Origin of the sequence: Micromonospora sp. CPM1 (genome assembly GCF_023896895.1) — a bacterium.
GTDB classification, from domain to species: domain Bacteria; phylum Actinomycetota; class Actinomycetes; order Mycobacteriales; family Micromonosporaceae; genus Micromonospora; species Micromonospora tulbaghiae.
Genome location: NZ_JAMHIU010000018.1, coordinates 17,739 through 38,978 on the forward strand (window position 1 = coordinate 17,739; position 21,240 = coordinate 38,978).

A 21,240-nucleotide genomic window follows, 5' to 3' on the forward strand; every position below is an offset into this window, starting at 1 on the left:
CGTACTGGCCCGCCCGAACAAGATCGTCAGCGCGTACCGGTGGAGATCGTCGCGCGGCGGCGACCGCGTCACCTCGAAGTGGATCCGCTGGTCACGCCGTGTCAGGCTGGTGCGGTGAGCGAACCGGGCGGAACGGAGACGTCGGCGACGCTGCGCCGCATCGAACGGGCGGCGGGCGGGCTGGCCACCGCCAGCGTGGCCCGGATGGACGAGACGCTGCCGTGGTTCCGTGAGCTGCCCGCCGACCAGCGCTCCTGGGTCATGCTCGTCGCCCAGGCCGGCGTGCGCTCGCTGGTGCAGTGGCTGCGCCAGGGCGGCGGCGCGACCGACCGCACCCAGGAGGTGTCGGACGAGGTCTTCGCCGCCGCGCCGCAGGCGCTGGCCCGCTCGATCAGCCTCCAGCAGACGGTGGCGCTGATCAAGGTGACCATCGACGTGGTCGAGGAGCAGGTGTCGGAGCTGGCCGTGCCGGGCGAGGAGCAGTCGCTGCGCGAGGCGGTGCTGCGCTTCTCCCGGGAGATCGCGTTCGCCGCGGCGCGGGTCTACGCCCGGGCCGCCGAGAGCCGCGGCTCCTGGGACGCCCGGTTGCAGGCGCTGCTGGTCGACGCGCTGCTGCGGGGCGACTCCCCGGACGTGCTGGCCAGCCGGGCCGCCGCGCTGGGCTGGACGGACGCGCCGCCGGTGGCGGTGGCGGTGGGCCGCTCCCCGGGCGGCGAGGTGGCCGCCGTGCTGCACACCGTCTACCGGCAGGCCCGGCGCATCGGCGTCGAGGTGATCGGCGGCGTGCACGGCGACCGCCTGGTCATCGTGCTGGGCGGGGCGGCCGATCCGGTGGCGGCCACGGAGAAGCTGCGTACCGCCTTCGGCGAGGGACCGGTGGTGGTCGGCCCCGCGGTGCCCAGCCTGGACGAGGCCACCGAGTCGGCGCGGGCGGCACTGGCCGGGTTCCGGGCCGCGCCGGCCTGGCCGACCGCGCCGTGCCCGGTCGCCGCCGACGAGCTGCTCCCGGAACGCGCGCTGGCCGGCGACACCGAGGCCCGCCGCCGGTTGCGCCACGACGTGTACGCGGCACTGGCCCGCTCGGGCGGAGAGCTGCTGGAGACGCTCGACGCGTTCTTCGCCGCCGGCGGCACGCTGGAGAGCGCGGCGCGGGCGCTGTTCGTGCACCCGAACACCGTGCGCTACCGGCTGAAGCGGATCGCCGAGGTGACCGGCTTCTCGCCGCTGGCCCCGCGCGACGCGTTCGCGTTGCAGGTCGCGCTGACGGTGGGACGCCTCGACCCGGTGGTGCCGACGGCCTCCGACCGACGATGACCGACGACGATCTTTGTAGGTTTCCTCTAAAGGTTCTAGTGCGGTTTCGTGCCGTACGTTACAGCGCGGCACGCCGGTATCCGTCAGAGTCGTACACGTGCTCGCCGTACTCTCTCCCGGCCAGGGTTCCCAGAAGCCCGGCTTCCTCGTGCCGTGGCTCGACCTCCCCGGCGCCGAGGCGCGTCTGCGCTGGTGGTCGGCGCTGGCCGGGGTGGATCTGATCCACCTGGGCACCCGGGCGGACGCGGACGAGATCAAGGACACCGCCCGTACCCAGCCGCTGCTGGTCGCCGCCGCGCTGCTCGCCGCCGAGCACCTGCCCATGCACGACGTCGGGCTGGTCGCCGGGCACAGCGTCGGTGAGCTGGGCGCCGCCGCGCTGGCCGGGGTGCTGCCGGCCGAGTCCGCCGTGACGCTCGCCGGCGTACGCGGGCGGGAGATGGCCGCCGCCTGCGCGCTGGAGCCGACCGGGATGGCCGCCGTGCTCGGCGGTGACCCGGACGAGGTGATCGCCGCGCTGACGGCGCACGGGCTGCACCCGGCCAACCGCAACGGGGCCGGTCAGATCGTGGCCGCCGGCGCGGTCGACGCGCTGGACAAGCTGGCCGCCGAGCCGCCGGCCCGGACCCGGGTCATCCGGCTCCAGGTGGCGGGCGCGTTCCACACGCCGTACATGGCGCCCGCCGAGACCGCCCTCGCCGCGGTGGCCGCCGGCGTCCCGGCCTCCGCCCCGGCCCGGATCCTGCTGTCCAACCTCGACGGCACGCCGGCCGGGCACGGCCCGGAGACGGTGCGGCGGCTGGTCCGGCAGGTGACCGCCCCGGTCCGCTGGGACCTGTGCATGCGGACGCTGGCCGACCTCGGCGTCACCGGCGTGATCGAACTGCCGCCGGCCGGCACCCTCGCCGGGCTGGTGAAGCGGGAGCTCAAGGGCGAGGGCGCACCCGAGATCGTCACCCTGAACACCCCGGCCGACCTGCCGGCCGCGCGCCGCCTGATCGCCCGGCACGGCGGTCCCGCCGCCCGCCCGGCCGCGCCGTCGTTCCGGGTGGTCGTCTCCCCCGCCGCGGGCCGCCTCGACCGCTCGGCCGGACCGGCCGAGGGCGCCGAGGTACGCGCCGGACAGGTCCTCGGCCACGTCGCCACCGGCCGGGGGCCGGTCGAGGTGACCGCGCACGACAACGGGCCGCTCGTCGAGTGGCTCGCACACCACGACGACCCGGTCGCACCGGGCCAGCCCCTCGTCCGCATCGGAGGAACGCACTAAATGGCCGGCAGCCGGATCGTCGCGATGGGGCACTACCAGCCCTCCCGCGTCGTCACGAACGACGAGATCGCACAGATGGTCGACACGAACGACGAGTGGATCCGGGACCGGGTCGGCATCGTCACCCGGCGGATCGCGGGCGACGAGACGGTGGCCGACATGGCCACCGCCGCCGCCGGCAAGGCGCTCGCCAACTCCGGCCTCACCGCCGCCGACATCGACCTGGTCGTGGTGGCCACCTGCTCGTCGGTGGACCGCAGCCCCAACGTGGCCTGCCGGGTCGCGGCCAAGCTGGGCATCAACGCGCCCGGGGCCTTCGACCTCAACACCGCCTGCTCCGGTTTCGCGTACGCGCTGGGCACGGTGGACCACGCGATCCGGGCCGGCGCGGCGCGCAACGCGATCGTCGTCGGCGCGGAGAAGCTCTCCGACTTCACCGACTGGACCGACCGCTCGACCTGCATCATCTTCGCCGACGGCGCCGGGGCTGCGGTGGTCACCGCGACCGCCGACGACGAGCCGGCCGGAATCGGGCCGGTGGTCTGGGGTTCCGCGCCGGAGAAGAGCGACGCGGTCCGGATCGAGGGCTGGCAGCCGTACATCACGCAGGAGGGGCAGTCGGTGTTCCGCTGGGCCACCACCGCGATCGCCCCGCTCGCGCTGCAGGCCTGCGAACGCGCCGGGGTGGACCCGTCGGAGCTGGCCGCGTTCGTGCCGCACCAGGCCAACGCCCGGATCATCGACGGCATCGCCAAGCGGCTGAACATCCCGGACGCGATCATCGCCAAGGACATCGTCGAGTCCGGCAACACGTCGGCGGCGAGCATCCCGCTGGCCCTGTCGAAGCTGGTCGAGCGGCGCGAGGTGCCCTCGGGCGCCCCGGTGCTGCTGTTCGGCTTCGGCGGCGGCCTGACCTACGCCGGTCAGGTCGTGCGCTGCCCCTGAGACCCCCTCGGGCGCGAACGCGCCGAGGTGTGTGACCGGCGACGCCGGTGACACGTGACCCCCGATGAGAGGAACCAACCGCAATGACCCGTGACGAGATCACCGCCGGCCTCGCCGAGATCCTCGAAGAGGTTGCCGGGGTGAACCCGGACGACGTGGCCGAGGGGAAGTCCTTCACCGACGACCTCGACGTCGACTCGCTCTCCATGGTCGAGGTCGTGGTGGCGGCCGAGGAGAAGTTCGGCGTCAAGATCCCGGACAACGAGGTGCAGAACCTCAAGACCGTCGGGGACGCGGTCAGCTACATCGAGGCGCAGTCCTGATCATGAGTCGTCCCGACGTCGTCGTCACCGGGCTCGGCGCGACGACCCCGCTCGGCGGGGACGTCGCGTCGACCTGGGACGCCATGCTCGCCGGCCGCTCCGGGGTGAGTGCGCTCACCCAGGAGTGGGCCGCGCAACTGCCCGTCCGGATCGCCGCCGAGCTGGCGGTCGACCCGTCCGAGGTGCTGGACCGGGTGAAGCTGCGCCGGCTGGACCGCTCGGAGGCGATCGCCATCATCGCCGCCAAGCAGGCGTGGGCCGACGCCGGTCTGGACGAGGCCGGGCCGGACCCGGAGCGGCTGGCGGTCAGCGTCGGCTCGGGCATCGGCGGCGCCACCACCCTGCTCGCCCAGGACGACATCCTGGAGGCCTCCGGACCGCGGCGGGTCTCCCCGCACACCATCCCGATGCTGATGCCGAACGGCCCGGCCGCCTGGGTCGGCCTGGAACTGGGCGCCAAGGCCGGCGTGCACACGGTGGCCAGCGCCTGCGCGACCGGCGCGGAGGCGATCGCGCTGGGACTGGACATCATCCGCGCCGGCCGGGCCGACGTGGTGGTGGCCGGCGGCACCGAGGCGGTCATCCACCCGCTGCCGATCGCCGGCTTCAGCTCGATGCGGGCCATGTCGACCCGCAACGACGAGCCGGAGCGGGCCTCCCGGCCGTGGGACTCCGGCCGCGACGGCTTCGTGCTCGGTGAGGGCGCGGGCGTGGTGATCCTGGAGCGCGCCGACCACGCCGCCGCCCGGGGCGCCCGGGTGTACGCGCGCCTGGCCGGCGCGGGCATCACCTCGGACGCGTACGACATCGTGCAGCCGCACGCCGAGGGTGAGGGCGCCATCCGCGCCATCGCCCGGGCGGTCGCCGACGCGGACGTGGCCCGTACCGACATCGTGCACGTCAACGCGCACGCCACCTCCACCCCGGTCGGGGACATGCTGGAGATCGGCGCGCTGCGTCAGGCGGTCGGCGACCACCCGGTGCTCACCGCCACGAAGTCGATGACCGGGCACCTGCTCGGCGCGGCCGGCGCGCTGGAGTCGATCGCCACCATCCTGGCCATCCGGGACGGCGTGATCCCGCCGACGATCAACCTGGACGACCCGGACGAGGGCCTGACCCTGGACGTGGCCGCGCACAAGGCGCGTCACATGGAGATCCCGGCGGCGCTGAACAACGCGTTCGGCTTCGGCGGGCACAACGTGGCGCTGGTCTTCACCCGCCCCTGAGCGGACGCGACGGAAGGGCCCCTTCTCGAACGGAGGAGGGGCCCTTCCGCGCGTCTCAGCCGCGGTTGCGGGGGTGCTGCCGGGCGGTCCGCTCGTTGCCCCGCCGGTAGTTGCCGGTCCACCGGGCCATGGCCAGCTGCGGGTCGTCGTCGACCTCGGCCAGGAACTGCGCGGCCCGGCCGCCGCGCAACGTGGCGGCGACCCGGCCGTGATGCGTGACGACCACCGTGCCGTCGGCGCGCTCGACGTAGCGGAAACCCTGTGCTGCCTCTCCCATGCGCGCCACCCTGCCAGCCGGGACCGCCCGGACGCACCCGGGTTTCGGCGCGGCCGGGCGAGCGGCCGGGTCAGGTGCGGCAGGTGGTGGCCGGCAGGCCGGAGACCGGCACCGGGGAGCGCCCGGCCGGGCGGGCCTTGCCGGCGAGCACCGCCGCGAGCCCGGTCATCGACGCGCGGGTGGACGAGTAGGTCGCCATCAGCGTCGGGGACTTCGCCCCGGACAGCACGTACGGCGTGTCCATGGCCACCGTCACGGCGGCGTCGGCGCGCAGGTCCTTCGCGCCGTCGCCGTACCCGACCAGGTGCACCACAGTCCCGCCGGAGGGCACCACCTTGACCCCGGCCTTGGTGAGCGCCTCGGTCAGCAGCTTGCGGGTGCGCTCCCGGCCGCCGGAGGAGGTGACGCTCACCGGTCCGCTCACCGCGCCGCCGCACTTGCCGCGCAGCACCGTCACGGCGGCGGTGGCCAGGTCGTCGGCGGCCTTGCGGTGTGCGGCGCCGTCGAGCGTGGACAGCGCGGGCGCGTCCCGCCCGGCCAGCCGGAACTTCATGGTCAGCACCCGGGTGACCGCCTCGACCAGGCGGGCGCGGGGCAGCGAGCCGTCCTTGAGCGCGGCGAGCAGCCCGTCGTACGCCTGCTTGACGTTCGGGGTCATCAGGATGAGGTCGTTGCCGGCGTTGAGCGCGCGCACCGCCGCCTCGCCCGGCGACCACTTCTTCGCCGGGGCCATGTTCATCCCGTCGGTGATCACCACGCCCTGGAAGCCCATCTGGCCGCGCAGCACGTCGGTGAGCAGCTTGCGGGAGAACGTCGCGGGGGTGCCCGGGTCGACGGCCCTGACGTCGAGGTGGGCCGACATCACCGCCATGGCCCCGGCCCCGATCCCGGCCCGGAACGGCGGGAACGCGAGGCGGTCCAGCTCGGCGCGGGACTGCTTGATCACCGGCAGTTCGGTGTGCGAGTCCTCGGCGCTCAGGCCGTGCCCGGGGAAGTGCTTGACCGCGGCGCCGACGCCCTCCGCCTGAAGGCCGCGTACCGCGCCGGCCACCTGCGGGGACGCGGTCGCCGGGTCGGCGCCGAAGGACCGGGAGCCGATCACCGTGCTGCGGGCCGCCAGCACGTCGGCGACCGGGGCGAAGTCGAGGTTGATGCCCATCGCGGCCAGCTCGGCCCCGGCGGCCCGCCAGGCGGCCTCGGTCAGCGCCGGGTTCCCGGCGGCGCCGGCGGCGAGCGGGCTGGGCAGCAGCGTCACCCCGTCGGTGATCCGGGTGACCACGCCGTACTCCTGGTCGGTGCCGATCAGGAAGGGCGCGGCGCCGGCGGGCAGCTTGCCGGCGGCGGCGCGCAGCCCGTCGGTGAGCGCGCGGACCTGCTTCGGGTTGTCCACGTTCGTGGTGGCCTGGTTGCCCGAGGTGGGGTCGTCGGCGCTGAAGCCGACCAGGATCACGCCGCCGAGCCGGTACTTCGCCACCATCTCGGCGGGGGTGTCGACCCCGGCGAGCGCCCGGTTCCCGGCCGCCGACCCGGCCGAGACCTCGGTGGCCGAGCTGCCGTACGCGTACGGCATCAGCACCTGCCCGACCAGGTCCTCGTCGCTCAGCGTGCCGACGAGCGCGGCAGCCCGGGCGGCCGGATCGGCGGCCGGCGACTCACTCGGCGCGGGCGCGGCCGACGGCGGCGCCGGGCTCGTCGGCGCAGGCCGGGGCCGATCCGGCCCGTCCGAGCACCCGGAGACGAGCAGCGCGGTCAGTGCGGCGAGCGCGACGGCGGAGCGCCGCGGGGAAATCGACACGCGGCCCACCGTATCGGGGCAACTCGGCCCCCGTCACCCGACCCGGGTGAGCAGCGTCACCGGCGCACCGTCGCCGGCGTACCGGTAGGGCTCCAGCTCGGCGTCCCAGGCGGTGCCGAGCGCCTTGTCCAGAGCGTGGGCCAGTGCCTCCGGGCTGCGTACGGCGGCCATCAGGCTGCGGAGCCGGTCCTCGCCGAGCTGGATGTCGCCGGCCGCGCCGACCGCGGCGCGGAACAGGCCGCGGCCCGGTACGTACATGAAGCGCTCGCCGTCGACGCCGGGACTGGGTTCCTCGGTGACCTCGAAACGGATCATGGGCCACTGCCGGAGGGCAGCGGCCAGCTCCGCGCCGGTCCCCGGGCTGCCGGTCCAGCCGCACTCGGCGCGACGGGCGCCCGGATCGGCGGGCTGCGCCGTCCAGTGCAGGTTGACCGGCGCGGCGAGGACGCGCGCGATCGCCCACTCGACGTGCGAGCACACGGCGAGCGGGGTCGAGTGGACGTATACGACGCCACGCGTTGGCACGGTGACCTCCCGGTGAGCCGAGGTGCGTCTTCCCCTACGACCTCGTCGTACCGAGTGGTACCTGGCACACATGATGACCCGTGTGACTGGTGGTGCGCCAGCGAATCGGAAAATTCGCCGGTCCCCCGGGGCGGGAAATACCCGGGTGGTGGACCCGGTTATGCCCTCTGACGCCGCGACGACCAGCCAGGTGTCGTGGTCGTGTACAGTTCTCTGGGCGGTTCTCTGTGCCGCCGTACATCTTCGCGGGCCGGCGCCCACCCGGGCGTCACTCGCACAGCCCCCGGACGGCCTTCCGTCCCCACCGTACGTCTGCAAGGAGTACCTCCGTGGCGAGCAACACCTCTAAGACCGCGCGCGCGTCCGTCCGGGCCGGCCAGGCTGGCCAGGGTGGCGCCCTCAGCGTGCTGGGCGAGTTCAAGTACCTGATCCCGCTCAACAGCGGCAAGCACGCCTACGTGCGCAACCTGACCAACGGCAAGACCGTGCACCTGCGCACCGACTCCGACGCCTTCGTCGAGGAGATCCGGGTGCTGGCCGCCGCCGGCCACGCCGCCAAGATCCGCGCCGAGATCAACGGCCTGGCCGCGTCCTACCCGGACCACGGCTGGGACGCCACCGAGAAGCGCCTGGTCGAGGCCGGCGTCTTCGAGGGCTGAGCACCCTCACCCGCACCACCGCGACCGCCCGCCGGGATCACCCCGGCGGGCGGTTTCGCGTCTCCTCCCGCGGCAGCAGCGTGACCTCGCCCGTGGCCAGGTCGTAGAGCGCGCCCTCCACCGCCAGCTCGCCGGCCTCCACCGGCCCGGCCAGGCGGTCGTCGGCGCGCAACGCGGCCACGGTGCGCCGGACGTGGCGGCGGATCGCCAGCGGGTGCGCGTCCGGGTCGTCCACCCCGACGTCGGTCACCGCCGGGGCGATCCGGTCCACCACGTACGCCAGGTCCCCGCCGGGGCGGCGCCCGGTGCGCAGCGCCTCGACCGTCGAGCCGACCGCGCCGCACCGCTCGTGGCCCAGCACCATCACCAGGCGTACGCCGAGCTGCTCCACCACGTACTCGATCGAGCCCCGCACGGCCCGGTCCAGCACGTGCCCGCCGGTGCGGATCACGCAGATCGAACCGAACGTCTGGTCGAAGATCGCTTCCAACGGCACGCGGGAGTCGATGCAGCCCAGCACCACCGCGTACGGCTGCTGGTCGCCGGAGGCCACCGCCGCGGCGGCGGTGACGTCGTGCCCGTGCACCGGCTGCCCGCTGACGAAGCGCCGGTTGCCGGCGAGCAGCTCGGCCAGCGCGGCGCGGGGAGTGCGGGCGGTGGACGACATGCCTCCCAGCCTGGTCACCGATCCGACGCCGTGGGGCCGGACCGGAATCTTCTCTCCGGGCCGGTTGCCGTGGTCTCATGGCGGGTAACGCCGGTGTCACCGCCGGGTCATCCGGTGGACACACACCGGTGGGCCCGGGAGGTGGACGATGCCGGACCTGGAACTGCGGCTCCCCGACGACGTACGCCTGCACGTCAGCGTCACCGGGCCGGTCGACGCCGAGGTCACCGCCGTCCTGCTGCACGGCTGGACGCTGGACGGGCGCAGCTGGCACCGCCAGGTCGCGGAGCTGCGGGAGCGCTTCGGCGGCCGGGTCCGGGTGGTCACCTACGACGCGCGCGGGCACGGCCGGTCGAGCTGCCTGGCGCTGCGCGACGCCACCCTCGCCCAGCTCGGTGACGACCTCGCGGCGGTGGTCGACGAGATCGTCCCGTCCGGTCCGGTCGTCCTGGTCGGGCACTCGATGGGCGGCATGACCGTGATGGAGTACGCCCACCGCCACCCCGACCGGTTCGCCGCGCGTACCGCCGGCCTGGTCTTCGTCTCCACCACCGCCGAGGGGCACACGCACACCGCGTACGGTCTCTCCCCCCGGATCACCCGGCTGATCCGCCTGGCCGAGACCACCGGCGCCGGGGTGCTGGCCCGCTGCGGCGGCTGGCGGCCCCCGCACGCGCTGCTGCGCGCGCTGCGCCCGAGCATCCGCTGGATGCTGTTCGGCGACCGCTGCGACCCGGCGGACATCCGGCTGGTCACCTCGGCGGTGGCCCGGGCCACGCTGCGCTCGATCGGCGGTTTCCGCGCCTCGATCGGCGCCCAGCACCGGCTGGAGACGCTCGCCGCGCTCGGCGGTCTGCCGGCCGCCGCGCTGGTCGGGGACCGGGACCGGCTCACCCCGCCGCCCTGCGCCGAGTCGATCGCGGCGGCGCTGCCCACCACGGAGCTGACCGTCTGCCCGGGCGCCGGGCACATGCTCATGATGGAGCGCCCCGACGCGGTGAACGCCGCCCTCTCCGGCGTGCTGGACCGGGTGCTGGCGGCGCGCCCCGCGACCCGCCTCTGAGCATCCCCCGCCTCCGGGCGACACCGACGTACGCCACGTGCGCGGCATGCCCCGACGTGCCGGTTGCCGGCGGCCCGTACCCTCATTCAGCCCGTCGTGCCCTCCGAACACAGGAGCATCCGCGTTGACCGACCAGACCACGCTGGACCGGGAGATCGCCGCCGAGCAGCGCCACCTCGACCGGGTGTACGCCCGGCTGGCCGAACTGCGCCGGTCCGCGGCCGAGGCCGAGCGGGAGGGCTACCGGCTGGCCCGGGTCGGCAACTTCGGCGCGCTGGTCGAGCGGGACGCGATGGTCTTCCACGCCGCCCAGCGCCGGCACGTGCTGGACGCCGAGCACGAGGGGCTGGTGTTCGGCCGGCTGGACCTGCGGACCGGGCAGGTGCTGCACGTCGGCCGCCTCGGTGTGCGGGGCGTGGACGCGGAGACGCTGGTGGTGGACTGGCGGGCGCCCGCCGCCGCCGCGTTCTACCAGGCCACGCCCGCCGAGCCGCGCGGCGTGGTGCGCCGGCGCACGATCCAGTCCGCCTCGGAGAAGGTCACCCGGATCGAGGACGACCTGCTGGACCCGGAGGCCGCGCCGCCGGACATGGCGGTGGTCGGTGACGGGGCGCTGCTGGCCACGCTGTCCCGGGCCACCGGCCGGGGCATGCGGGACATCGTCGCCACCATCCAGCGCGAGCAGGACGAGGCGATCCGCTCCCCCGGCAACGGCGTCACGATCGTCTCCGGCGGCCCGGGCACCGGCAAGACGGCGGTGGCGCTGCACCGGGCCGCGTACCTGCTCTACTCCGACCGGGCCCGGTACGCCGGCGGCGGCATCCTGGTGGTCGGCCCGTCCGGCGTGTTCGTCGAGTACATCGCCTCGGTGCTGCCCTCGCTGGGCGAGGAGACCGCCACGCTGCACTCGCTCGGCTCGCTGTTCCCCGGCCTGTCCGCGTCCCGGACCGACCCGCCGGACGTGGCGGCGGTGAAGGGGTCGCTGCGGATGCGCCGGGTGCTGGAACGCGCGGTACGGGACGCGGTGCCGGACTCCCCCGCCGAGCTGCGCCTGCTCTACCGGGGCGAGCTGCTACGCCTGGAACGCCCCGCGCTGGACGCGATCCGGGACCGGACGCTGGCCCGGGGCGCGCGCCGCAACGAGGTGCGCCGGGCGGCGTTCGACGCGGTGCTCGCCGCGCTCTACGCGCAGGCCCGCACGCTGCGGGTGGGCCGGCTGCCGGAGCAGCCCGCGTTCGAGGACGAGATCATCGAGCGGCCGGAGTTCCGCGAGTTCCTCAAGGCGTGGTGGCCCCGGCTGCACCCGCGGCACGTGCTGGACTGGCTGGCCCGCCCGGACCGGCTGCGCCGCTACGCCGGGGGGATCCTGTCCTCGGCGGAGATCCGGTTGCTCGGCGACGCGTACCGGAGCCTCGCGACCGAGGGGCTGACGGTGGCCGACATCGCGCTGCTGGACGAGCTGGACGCGCTGCTCGGCAAGCCGGTGCAGCGGGCCCGGCCCAAGCGCGACCCGTACCAGCTCGCCGGTGGCGTGCGCGAGCTGAGCACGTACGCCGACCGGCAGCGTGCCGCCCGCGCGGCGGCGCGGGAGCGTCCGGACGACTACCGCGACTACGCGCACGTGGTGGTGGACGAGTCGCAGGACGTCTCGCCGATGCAGTGGCGGATGGTCGGCCGGCGGGGGCGGCTGGCGTCCTGGACCGTGGTCGGCGACCCGGCGCAGACCGCCTGGACCGGCGACCCGCAGGAGCTGGACCGGGCCCGTGACCAGGCGCTGGGCCGGCGCAAGCGGCACCGCTACGAGCTGACCACCAACTACCGCAACTCGGCGGAGATCTTCGCGGTGGCGGCGGCGGAGATCCGCCGCCTCTACCCGGACCTGCCGCTGCCCGACGCGGTCCGGTCCACCGGCGTGCCGCCGGTCGAGCGCACGGTGCCCGCCGCCGACCTTCCGGCGGCCACCGTCGAGGCGGCCGAGGCGCTGCTCGCGCAGGTGGAGGGCACCGTCGGCGTGATCACGCCGGTGCCGCGCCGGGACGAGGTGGCGGGCTGGCTGGGCGGGCTCGGCGCGGGCCGCCTCCAGGTGGTGACCAGCCTCCAGGCCAAGGGCATGGAGTACGACGGCGTGGTGCTGGTGGCACCGGGTGAGATCCGGGCCGATCCCGGCTCGGGCGTCCGCACGCTCTACGTGGCGCTGTCCCGGGCGACCCAGCGCCTCACCACGCTCGACCCGGTGGGGTGACCGGCCCCGCCGCCACCCACAGTTCACTTGCATACATAGCGATGTGAACATACATTGGGCCGGGCCGGTACGCGGCAGGGAGGGTGTTGGCGTGGGCGCAGGTCATGACCACAGCGGCGCGGTGGCCAACGCGGCACACCGCCACCGGGGCCGCCTCTGGGCCGCGTTCGCGCTGCTCGCCGCCCTGATGGTGGTCGAGGCGGTGGCCGCCTTCACCACCGGCTCGCTGGCGCTGCTCTCCGACGCCGGGCACATGTTCACCGACGTGCTCGGCATCGGCATGGCCCTCGCGGCGATCACCGCCACCCGCCGAGCCGGCACCGACCCGCAGCGCACGTTCGGGCTCTACCGGCTGGAGGTGCTCGCCGCCCTCGCCAACGCCGTGCTGCTCGGCGCCGTCGCCATCTACGTCCTGGTCGAGGCGGTACGCCGCTTCGGCGAGCCGCCGGAGGTGCTGGCCGGCCCGATGCTGGTGGTGGCGGTGCTCGGCCTGCTCGCCAACATCGTCGCGTTCGCGCTGCTGCGCGCCGGGTCGAAGGAGAGCATCAACCTGCGCGGGGCGTACCTGGAGGTGCTCGGCGACCTGCTCGGCTCGCTCGGCGTGATCGCCGCCGCGCTGGTCATCGCGGTGACCGACTGGTGGTGGGCGGACCCGCTGGTCGCCGTCGGGATCGGCCTGTTCATCCTGCCGCGCACCTGGCGGCTCGGCCGGGCCGCGCTGCGCATCCTGGTGCAGGCCGCGCCGGAACACCTCCAGGTGACCGCCGTGCACGACCGGCTGGCCGCCGTGCCCGGCGTGGCCGAGGTGCACGACCTGCACGTCTGGACGCTCACCTCGGGCATGGAGGTGGCCTCGGCGCACCTGACCACCGACCCGGGCGTGGACCCGGCCGGCGTGCTGGCCGCCGCGCGGGCCGCCCTGCACGAGGACTTCTCCATCGATCACGCCACGTTGCAGGTCGAACCCGGAGCGTCGGCCGGAGTGTGCGGACAGACCGAGTGGTGATTAGGACACACTTAAATCGCTGTGGCTAATGTAGTCTTATGCCGGTTTTGCCCCGCCTAGTGGCACTGCTCCACGGAGCCGTGCCCGGGCAGCGCCGGTAGTCTCGGTCGCGGCCGCACCCGCGGGCGCCACCGGCCCCGGTGGGGCGGCCGTCGCCTAATCGTCCGCAGGGACGAGCCGGGGAACCACGTACGTGGGGTGCATCCGCGTCAGCGGTAGGGATCTTCCGTCCCGAACCCGTCAGCTAACCCGGTCGGCGCTGACGGAAGGACGTGTGAATGCCCCCAGTGGCACCTGTACGACGGACGGCCGCCCGGTTGGCGGCCCTGCTCGTCGCGACGCTGACCCTCGGCGTCGCGACCGTTCCGGCCTCCCCCGCCTCGGCGGCGCCCGCGACCGGCCTGCTCGCCGCCGCGCCCGGCGACGACGAGGGCGGCACGCCCGAACTGCGCGCCCAGCTCGACGCGGCCAGCAAGGGCTGGCTGGAGGCGAAGGCCGCGCTCAACCGGTCGGTGAACCGGCAGAAGCAACTCAACGAACAACTCAAGACGGTCGGCGCCGAACTGACCGTCCGGGACGCCAAGGTCGGCGAGATCGCCGCCGTGGCGTACCGCAACGGCCGCCTGGGCACCGCCGGGGCGCTGCTCGGCAGCAGCAGCCCGGAGGGCTTCATGGACCGGGCCGCCGCGCTGGAGCAGGTCGCCGCGCACGAGGACCGTACGCTGCGCGACCTGATCGCCACCCGGGACGAGGCCACCCGCACCCGCGCCCAGCTCGACGGGGAGATCCGCGAGCAGCGCAAGCAGGTGGCGGTGATGGGCAAGCGCAAGGAGCAGGCCGAGCGCGCCCTCGAGGTGGCGAACGACCGGGCCTCGCGCAGCAGCAGCGGCGGTGGCAGCGTCCAGGGCACCTCCAGCAAGAACGCGAAGCCCGCGCCGCGCAACTCGGACGGCTCCTGGCCGTCGGAGTCGTGCAGCGTCAACGACCCGACCCCGGCGAACGGCTGCATCACCCCGCGCACGCTGCACGCGCTGCAACAGGCCAAGGCGGCGGGCTTCACCCGGTACGTCTCCTGCCACCGGCCCAGCGGCTCGGGTGAGCACCCGAAGGGGCGCGCCTGCGACTTCGCCGCGCAGAAGAGCGGCTTCGGCGGCGTGGCCACCGGCGGCGACCGGACGTACGGCAACAACCTGGCCGCGTACTTCGTGCGCAACGCCGACCCGCTCGCCGTGCTCTACGTGATCTGGTTCAAGCAGATCTGGCTGCCCAGCAGCGGGTGGAAGTCGTACAGCGGCGGCAACGGCGACCCGTCCAGCGACCACACCAACCACGTGCACCTGTCGGTGTACTGAGCGCGCCCTGGAGGGCGGCCGGATCAGGCCGGCCGGCCCTCCAGGGTCGCTCCGAGACGCGCCGCCAGGCCCAGGTGAGCCGCCCGGGCCTGGCGGAACGCGTACCCGAACAGCGGTGCCGGCGCGGTGAGCGTTATCTCCACGTCGATGCGTACCGTGCCGTCGGGCTCGTCGCGCAGGCGCGTGTGGTTGCGGACCGTCGTCGCGGGCTGCTGACGCGCCACGGTGACGACCTCGTCCTCGCCGGCGATCAACACGTCCGCCTGGTACGTGACCGGGAAGTGCAGCGGGCCGAGTTGCAGCCGGTCGGTGATCGCGTAGCTGGCCAGCGCGCCCGGCCGGGCCGGCAGCTTCCGGACCCGGACGATCAGCGGATGCAGCTCACCCTGGCGACTCAGGTCACCCAGTAGCGCCACCGCCTCGGCCCGGGTGCACCGGGCCTGCACGGTGTAGCTGAAGCTGTCGCTGCTCTGCAAGCGGGCCCCCTCGCCGTCGTGCGTCGCGACGATCGTCCCGTACCGACGCCGGACTGGCAACGGGTAGAAGGTCCCCTGGCAGCAGGGGGTGTGAACGGCGCTCAGGCGCCGGGCAGCACCTCGGGGGTGTCGTCGGCGAACCACGGCTCGGGCGCGCCGAACAGGCCGAGCAGGCCGGTCACCCAGAGCTGCCGGTGCACGAACCGGCTCGGCTCGGTGACCACCAGCTTGACGCCGCTGACCTCGCAGGTCTGGAAGCCCGCGACCATGGCGCTGATGCCGACCGAGTCGATGAACGTGACGAGCCGCATGTTCAGCTCGATCCGCGAGGGGCGGCCCTTCGCGAGCACTTCGGCGATCGCTTCCCGCACCTCGTACGCGGTGTCGACGTCGATCTCCCCACGGGGCGCGATCTGGACGACACCACCCGGCCGCACCGACTTCACGATCGACAGGCTCACGCGAGCACCTCCACTCGCCCATGACGGGCGCCTCATCAGTACGCGGGCCGCGACCGAGCGTATTCCTCCGACGGCCCGGTCGCCACCCCCCGGGATGAGCAATTCGCGAACTGGGCACACCTGGGCGTACCCAATCCGGACCTCCGGGTTCCAGTTTCCCCTTCAGGGCGGGCCGCGGCCAACCCTGCGGCCGGGCGGGCCCGGCCGATCCGCCGACCAGGGTAGCGGGCGCACGCACGTCCCGTGGGCACCGGTCCCGGCGCGTTCGGGTGGTTCGTCCCGTTCGCTGCCCGGCCCGCCCGTGACCCGGACATGGTTTGCCGGGCGTGCCGGTGGGGCACTGCCCGAGACAGTGAACCCGCCGGATGGACACCGGAGTCCGAAGTGGCCGCCGGCCTTCGGCACCCGAGGAGGTAGAACGATGTTCGGATCCAACCTGCTGGACCGCCGGGGCAAGGCCGAGCGGGTCGCCGACCAGGCGTGGCAGCACCTGCTCTCCGCCGCCGGTTCCGCCGGTGACAGCGTGCGCGACGCCACCCGTACCGCCCGCCGCAGCTCCTCCGGCCTGGCCGACGACGCCACCGACCTGGTCGGCAGCGCCGCCGAGGAGGCACGCCGCCGGGCCGGTCTCGCGTTCGACGCGCTCGCCGGCCGCCGGCCCGCGCTGCCCTGGACGCTGCTGATCGCGGCGGCGCTCGCCGGCGCGGCGATCGGCTGGGCCGCCGGGACCGCGGCGCGCGCCGCCGGCAGCCGGGACCGCGCCGCGGACGAGATCGAGTTCGTGGACGTGGACCGGCCGAACTCCCCGGCCGGCCTGGACGGCTGACCCGCACAGTACGACGCGACGACGGCCGCTCCCGGGGCTCCCGGGAGCGGCCGTCGTGCTGCCTCACCCGGACCGGGCGAGGGCGGCTCACCCGGGACACGCGCAGGATCGCGGGTGCGGGACCACGTGCCCGCGCCGCGATCGACGGGAGGGAGAGCCGGATGGCCACCGACACGGTCACGCGTACCGACCGGGACATCCAGACCGCCGTGCTCGACGAGCTGACCTGGGAGCCGCGGGTCGGCCCGGACGAGATCGGGGTGACCGTCACCGAGGGCGTGGTGACGCTCACCGGCCGGGTGGACAGCTACGCCAAGAAGTGGGCCGCCGAGCGGGCCGCGCACCGGGTCACCCGGGTCCGTGCGGTCGCCAACGACCTCGCCGTCCGGATCGACACCGCGGCCGGGCGGGAGGACCCGGAGATCGCCGTCGCGGCCGTACGGGCGCTGGAGTGGGACGCGTTCGTGCCGATCGAGGCGTTGCAGGTGACGGTGGCCGACGGCTGGGTCACGCTGCACGGCGAGGTCGAGTGGGAGTACCAGCGGCGGGCCGCCGAACGGTCGGTCGCCCGGCTCACCGGCGTACGCGGGGTGAGCAACGGCATCGCCGTACGCCCGGCGGTGCACGCCGACGGCCGCGACCTGGCCGAGCGGATCGTGGACGCGCTGGCCCGCAACCGCGCCACCGAGGCCGAGGAGGTCGACGTGCGGGTGCACGGCGACACGGTGCTGCTGGACGGGCAGGTCCACTCGGCCGGCGAGCGCGAGGAGATCGAGCGGGTGGTGTGGAACGCCCCCGGCATCCGGGAGGTGCACAACCACCTCGTCGTGCGCTGACCGGAACCACCCCGCCCGGGTGAGCCCGCCTCACCCGGGTCGCGGCCATGGTGGGAGGCATGAGTGATCCGAACGGGCTGATCACACCCGGGCAGGCCGCGCCCGGGTTCACGCTGCCGGCGGCGCCGGACGGGCGCGAGGTGGGCCCCGGGCAGTTCCGGGGCCGTCCCGTGGTGCTCGCCTTCTACCCGGCGGACTGGTCACCGGTCTGCGGCGAGCAGATGACCCTGTACCAGGCCGCCCTGCCCGAGCTGGAGCGGTACGACGCGGTGCTGCTGGGCATCTCGGTGGACAGCGTCGACTCGCACCGGGCCTTCGCCGAGAGCCGGGGCATCCGGTTCCCGCTGCTCGCCGACTTCGAGCCCAAGGGTGAGGTGTCGCGCAGGTACGGCGCGTACGCGCCGAACGGGCAGTCGGACCGGGCACTCGTGGTGGTCGGCCCGGACGGCCGGGTGGCCTGGAGCCACCTGTCCCCGCCCGAGGTGAACCCGGGCGTGGACGGGATCCTCGACGCGCTCGAAAGCCTGGACTCGGATCGGCGGGTGAGTGCCGGATGACCACGCCCCTTCAGGTCACCACCGCACGACTGCGGATCCCGGTGACCGAACGCGACCATGTCCGCGGGCCGGTGGACGCGCCGGTCACGATCGTCGAGTACGGCGACTTCCAGTGCCGGTTCTGCGGCGCCGCGTACCCGAACCTGACCGAGGTGCTGCGCCAGCGGGCCGACACGGTGCGGCTGGCGTACCGGCACTTCCCGATCACCAACGTCCACCCGTACGCGGAGAGCGCCGCGGAGACCGCCGAGGCCGCCGCCGCCCGGGGCCGGTTCTGGGAGATGTACGACTGGCTCTACCAGCACCAGGACCAGCTCGACCCGGTGCACCTGTCGCTGGGCGTCGAGCAGATCGGCCTGTCGCCGGAGGAGATCGCCGGGGAGGTCGGCCGGCAGGAGTACGCCGACCGGGTCCGGCAGGACTTCGTCGGCGGCATCCGCAGCGGCGTCAACGGCACCCCGACGTTGTTCGTCAACGACGTCCGCCACGACGGCGGCTACGACCTGGCCGAACTGCTGGCCGTGGTGGACGCCGCCACCGACGACGGCTGAGCAACGATCAGATCAATCGCAGCTCGCGCGCCCGCCGGACGGCGTCCCGCCGGCGGGTCGCGTCGAGCTTGCGGTAGATGTTGCGCACGTGCGTCTTCACCGTGTTGACCGACAGTGACAGCTCGGCGGCGATCTCCACGTTGGACAGGATGCTCTGCAGGTAGCGCAGGATGGTCAGCTCCCGCTCGGTGAGCGGCTCGTCGAGCGTCCGGGCCGGACCGTCGGCCGTCGCGGCCGCCGGTTGCGCGTCCACGCCCCGGACCAGCTCGCTCACCGTCGCCCAGTACGCGGTGCCGGAGTCCAGCCGCGCGGCGAGCAGGTCCCGTACCCCGGGGTCGGCCCGGGTGAAGACGCGCCGGAAGCCGCCCGGTTCGGCCAGTGCCAGCACCTCCTCCAGCAGCCGGCCGGCCCGCCGGGCGTCACCGGACGCGCCGGCGAGCGCCGCGTCGAGCAGCCCTGCGCCCAGCCGCACCGGCAGCGGCCAGTCCGCCGCCCCGGGTGCGGTCCAGTCGGGCAGCGCCCGCTCGGCGGCCCGGGCGTCCCCGGCGCGCAGCCGCAGCCGCGCGGCCGCCGTCGCCGGCGCCGGCCCGTCGCCCGCCGCGTCGAGCAGCGCCCGGGCGCCGTCGACGTCGCCGACGACGGCGCGTACCTGTGCCTCGTCGGCGGCGAGCCACTCGCCCAGCTCCGGGCCGGGCGCGGCGGTCCGCGCCTCGGCGAGCGTGCGCAGCGCGCCGCCCGGGTCGCCGCCGTCGGCCAGCAGCCCGGCCCGGCACAGCGCGGTGAGCGCGGCGCCGCCCGGCTCCGCGCCGGCCGGCCCGGCGAGCGCCAGGTGGGCCGTGGCCTCCGCCGGCCGGTCCCGCTGCCAGTCCACGAGCGCCAGCGCCAGGTACGCGTAGCCGCAGTCGGACCGGGACGACCAGCCCTGGCAGGGCGGCATCGCCAGCGCCTCCCGGGCCAGCTCCTCGGCGGCCCGCAGCGCGCCCCGGGCCGCCTCCAGCAGGGCCGAGCGGCTGACGCAGAGCAGCTCGGTACGCGGCCGCCCCGCCCGCCGTGCCGCCTCCCGGGCGGTGGCGAACCGGTCCCGGGCGGTGGGCAGCTCCCCCTCGGCCAGCGCGGCCAGCCCGTGCGCGGCACCGGCCACCGCGCGCACGTCCTCCCGCTCGGCCGTCCCGGCGCGCGGATCGCCGACATCACCGGCGACGGCACCGCCGGCGTCCGGGCCGCTCGGGGACTCCTCCGCCGCGACGGTGGCCAGCAGGCGATCGGCCGCCCGGCGTACCTCCTCGTGGTCGCCGCCGAGCCGGGCGAGGCTCAGCTCCACGGCGGCGGCCAGCCGGCCGAACCGGTCGCGGCGCGGCGCGGGCAGGTCGGCGGCGTCGGCCAGCGCGCGCCGCAGCTGCACGTCGGCGGCGGCACGGTCCCCGGCGTACGCCCGCTCGGCGGCCGCGGCCAGCGCCAGCTCCGGATCCCGGCGGACCGCCTCGGCCGGCGGCTCGGGTGGGGCCGGTACGGCGGCCGGTTCGTCCGGCGCCAGCTCGGGCCAGCGGGTCACGAGCAGCTCGGTGGCGTCGGCCCACTCACCGGCGAGAAGCGCGTGCCGCAGCGCCTCGGCCGGACGGTCGTGGCCGGCGTACCAGCCGGCGGCGCGCCGGTGCAGCTCGCGCACCTCGTCGGCGGGCAGCCGGTCCAGTTCGTCGCGCAGCACGTCGGCCAGCAGCGGGTGCGGCCGGTACCACTGCGGGTTGCCGCCGTCCTGGTGCAGGAAACCGCCCTCCCGGGCCGCCTCGGCGAGCAGGTGCCCGGCGTCGGGCCGCCCGGTCAGCGCGGCGGCCAGGTCGGCGTGGACCGCGACGGCCACCGCCACCCGGCGCAGGACGTCGCGGGTCACCGGTTCCAGCGGGGCGAGCACCTCGTCCCGCAGGTACGCGGCGACATCCGGCTGGTCACCGGCGAACCGGTCCACGGCGCGCGCCGGGTCGGCGCCGTCCCCGAGCGCGAGCGCGGCGAAGCGCAGCCCGGCCGGCCAGCCGGTGGTGCGCTCGGCCAGCCGGGCCACGGCCGGGGCGGGCACCGACACGCCGTGCGCGACGAGCAGGTCGGCCACCTCGTCGGCGGTGAACGCCAGGTCGTCGGCGCCGATCACGGTCAGCTCGCCGGCCAGCCGCCAGCGGTGCAGCGCCAGCGGTGGTTCGCTGCGCGCGCCGGCCACCAGCCGCAGCCGGCCGTCGGTGTGCCGGAGCAGGAACTCCAGCCCGGTCAGGGCGGCCGGATCGGTGACCCGGTGCAGGTCGTCCAGGACCAGCAGCACGTGTCGTTCCCGTGCGGCGAGCGCGGCGGCGAGCGTTTCGAGCTGCTCGGGCCGGGGCGGTCCGTCCGGCACCGGCGGCGGCCCGTCGTCCGGGTCGTCGGCGGCGGCGGTACGCAGGGCCGCCGCGAGGTAGCCCCAGAGCCGCCGGGTGGTCTCCCCCGCGGCCACCGTCACCCAGGCCGGCGCCGGCCCCTCCCGCTCCCCCTGCGCCCAGGTCGACAGCAGCGTCGTCTTGCCCCAGCCGGCCGGCGCGCAGACGAGCGTCAACGGGCCCGACGCGCCCTGTTCCAGCCGGTCCAGCAGCCGGGGACGCAGCAGGACCGGCTCGGGCGGCACGGGCGGCGTCAACCGGGACGCCAGCAACGGCGGGCCACCCGGCAGCGCACCACCGGCGACATCGGGTGAATCGAGGCCGGTGGTGAGCAGATCGGGCGTACCGGTGATGTCGCTTGTGCCGCTCCGTGCGGTGACGACCTGGTCTGCCTCCTCCGGCATGCGTCCCTCCCCCCGTCGGTGCGGGCAGCGGTTACCCGCACCGCGCCGGTTCACCCCTTCCGGGCG

Annotated in this window: 21 protein-coding genes and 1 riboswitch; of the genes, 14 read left to right on the forward strand and 7 right to left on the reverse strand. The window is 75.1% G+C overall.

Translation table 11 applies throughout. From position 1 onward, the window contains the following. Positions 1-39 precede the first annotated feature (39 nt). The 5 genes from M8C11_RS21555 (at position 40) to fabF (ending at position 5,078) form a co-directional block, all read left to right on the forward strand. Entirely contained in the window at positions 40-1,314 is a 1,275-nt protein-coding gene (locus M8C11_RS21555) for a CdaR family transcriptional regulator (RefSeq protein WP_305034171.1), read from the forward strand. A 97-nt stretch (positions 1,315-1,411) separates the two neighbouring features. Next, positions 1,412-2,581, forward strand: coding sequence for an acyltransferase domain-containing protein (locus M8C11_RS21560; protein WP_252452445.1), 1,170 nt, complete (start codon positions 1,412-1,414; stop codon positions 2,579-2,581). After that, entirely contained in the window at positions 2,582-3,526 is a 945-nt protein-coding gene (locus M8C11_RS21565) for a beta-ketoacyl-ACP synthase III (RefSeq protein ID WP_120568620.1), read from the forward strand. Between the two features lie 83 nt (positions 3,527-3,609). Continuing rightward, on the forward strand, positions 3,610-3,849 hold the full coding sequence (locus M8C11_RS21570; RefSeq protein WP_007072348.1) for an acyl carrier protein: 240 nt from the start codon (positions 3,610-3,612) through the stop codon (positions 3,847-3,849). Between the two features lie 2 nt (positions 3,850-3,851). After that, positions 3,852-5,078 carry a beta-ketoacyl-ACP synthase II gene (gene fabF / locus M8C11_RS21575; RefSeq protein ID WP_121686656.1) on the forward strand — a complete coding sequence of 409 codons (1,227 nt, stop codon included), beginning with the start codon at positions 3,852-3,854 and terminating at the stop codon, positions 5,076-5,078. 55 nt (positions 5,079-5,133) lie between these two features. Here the strand turns inward: fabF and M8C11_RS21580 are convergent, their stop codons facing one another. The 3 genes from M8C11_RS21580 to M8C11_RS21590 form a co-directional block, all read right to left on the reverse strand. Further along, positions 5,134-5,355, reverse strand: coding sequence for a hypothetical protein (locus M8C11_RS21580; RefSeq protein ID WP_252452448.1), 222 nt, complete (start codon positions 5,353-5,355; stop codon positions 5,134-5,136). 70 nt (positions 5,356-5,425) lie between these two features. After that, positions 5,426-7,150 carry a glycoside hydrolase family 3 protein gene (locus tag M8C11_RS21585; RefSeq protein ID WP_252452451.1) on the reverse strand — a complete coding sequence of 575 codons (1,725 nt, stop codon included), beginning with the start codon at positions 7,148-7,150 and terminating at the stop codon, positions 5,426-5,428. 33 nt (positions 7,151-7,183) lie between these two features. Beyond that, on the reverse strand, positions 7,184-7,675 hold the full coding sequence (locus M8C11_RS21590; RefSeq protein ID WP_252452454.1) for a DUF3145 domain-containing protein: 492 nt from the start codon (positions 7,673-7,675) through the stop codon (positions 7,184-7,186). Between the two features lie 329 nt (positions 7,676-8,004). Between M8C11_RS21590 and M8C11_RS21595 the strand changes: the two genes are divergently transcribed. Continuing rightward, the gene (locus M8C11_RS21595; protein ID WP_252452457.1) at positions 8,005-8,334 is read left to right on the forward strand and encodes a hypothetical protein; all 330 of its coding nucleotides are present in this window, start codon (positions 8,005-8,007) and stop codon (positions 8,332-8,334) included. 37 nt (positions 8,335-8,371) lie between these two features. Here M8C11_RS21595 and M8C11_RS21600 read toward each other — a convergent pair whose 3' ends face one another. Continuing rightward, entirely contained in the window at positions 8,372-9,001 is a 630-nt protein-coding gene (locus tag M8C11_RS21600) for a carbonic anhydrase (RefSeq protein WP_252452459.1), read from the reverse strand. A gap of 148 nt (positions 9,002-9,149) precedes the next feature. On the opposite strand from M8C11_RS21600, the gene M8C11_RS21605 reads away from it, so the two are divergent. From M8C11_RS21605 to M8C11_RS21620, 4 genes are all read left to right on the forward strand, one after another. Further along, positions 9,150-10,064 carry an alpha/beta fold hydrolase gene (locus M8C11_RS21605; protein WP_252452461.1) on the forward strand — a complete coding sequence of 305 codons (915 nt, stop codon included), beginning with the start codon at positions 9,150-9,152 and terminating at the stop codon, positions 10,062-10,064. Positions 10,065-10,188: 124 nt separating this feature from the next. Then, entirely contained in the window at positions 10,189-12,306 is a 2,118-nt protein-coding gene (locus tag M8C11_RS21610) for an AAA family ATPase (protein ID WP_252452463.1), read from the forward strand. Between the two features lie 91 nt (positions 12,307-12,397). Continuing rightward, on the forward strand, positions 12,398-13,312 hold the full coding sequence (locus M8C11_RS21615) for a cation diffusion facilitator family transporter (RefSeq protein WP_120568613.1): 915 nt from the start codon (positions 12,398-12,400) through the stop codon (positions 13,310-13,312). A gap of 143 nt (positions 13,313-13,455) precedes the next feature. After that, positions 13,456-13,586, forward strand: a riboswitch (cyclic di-AMP (ydaO/yuaA leader). 4 nt (positions 13,587-13,590) lie between these two features. Beyond that, entirely contained in the window at positions 13,591-14,664 is a 1,074-nt protein-coding gene (locus M8C11_RS21620; protein ID WP_252452465.1) for a hypothetical protein, read from the forward strand. A gap of 23 nt (positions 14,665-14,687) precedes the next feature. On the opposite strand, the gene M8C11_RS21625 is transcribed toward M8C11_RS21620, so the two are convergent. Together M8C11_RS21625 and M8C11_RS21630 are read right to left on the reverse strand one after the other, a co-directional pair. Next, positions 14,688-15,140 (reverse strand): SRPBCC family protein, encoded by a 453-nt coding sequence (locus M8C11_RS21625; protein WP_013287848.1) that lies wholly within the window; start codon positions 15,138-15,140, stop codon positions 14,688-14,690. A 101-nt stretch (positions 15,141-15,241) separates the two neighbouring features. Continuing rightward, positions 15,242-15,601: an STAS domain-containing protein gene (locus M8C11_RS21630; protein ID WP_013287849.1), complete on the reverse strand. Its 360-nt coding sequence runs from the start codon at positions 15,599-15,601 to the stop codon at positions 15,242-15,244. 421 nt (positions 15,602-16,022) lie between these two features. On the opposite strand from M8C11_RS21630, the gene M8C11_RS21635 reads away from it, so the two are divergent. From M8C11_RS21635 to M8C11_RS21650, 4 genes are all read left to right on the forward strand, one after another. After that, the gene (locus M8C11_RS21635; protein ID WP_091421399.1) at positions 16,023-16,427 is read left to right on the forward strand and encodes a hypothetical protein; all 405 of its coding nucleotides are present in this window, start codon (positions 16,023-16,025) and stop codon (positions 16,425-16,427) included. 161 nt (positions 16,428-16,588) lie between these two features. Continuing rightward, positions 16,589-17,263: a BON domain-containing protein gene (locus M8C11_RS21640; RefSeq protein ID WP_121686660.1), complete on the forward strand. Its 675-nt coding sequence runs from the start codon at positions 16,589-16,591 to the stop codon at positions 17,261-17,263. Positions 17,264-17,322: 59 nt separating this feature from the next. Further along, on the forward strand, positions 17,323-17,820 hold the full coding sequence (locus tag M8C11_RS21645; protein ID WP_252452467.1) for a redoxin domain-containing protein: 498 nt from the start codon (positions 17,323-17,325) through the stop codon (positions 17,818-17,820). Then, on the forward strand, positions 17,817-18,371 hold the full coding sequence (locus M8C11_RS21650) for a thioredoxin domain-containing protein (protein WP_121686662.1): 555 nt from the start codon (positions 17,817-17,819) through the stop codon (positions 18,369-18,371). The genes M8C11_RS21645 and M8C11_RS21650 overlap by 4 nt, the downstream gene beginning before the upstream one ends. 7 nt (positions 18,372-18,378) lie before the next feature. On the opposite strand, the gene M8C11_RS21655 is transcribed toward M8C11_RS21650, so the two are convergent. Next, a complete protein-coding gene (locus tag M8C11_RS21655; protein ID WP_252452469.1) occupies positions 18,379-21,174 on the reverse strand; it encodes a LuxR C-terminal-related transcriptional regulator in 2,796 nt (931 codons plus the stop codon). Between the last annotated feature and the right edge of the window lie 66 nt (positions 21,175-21,240).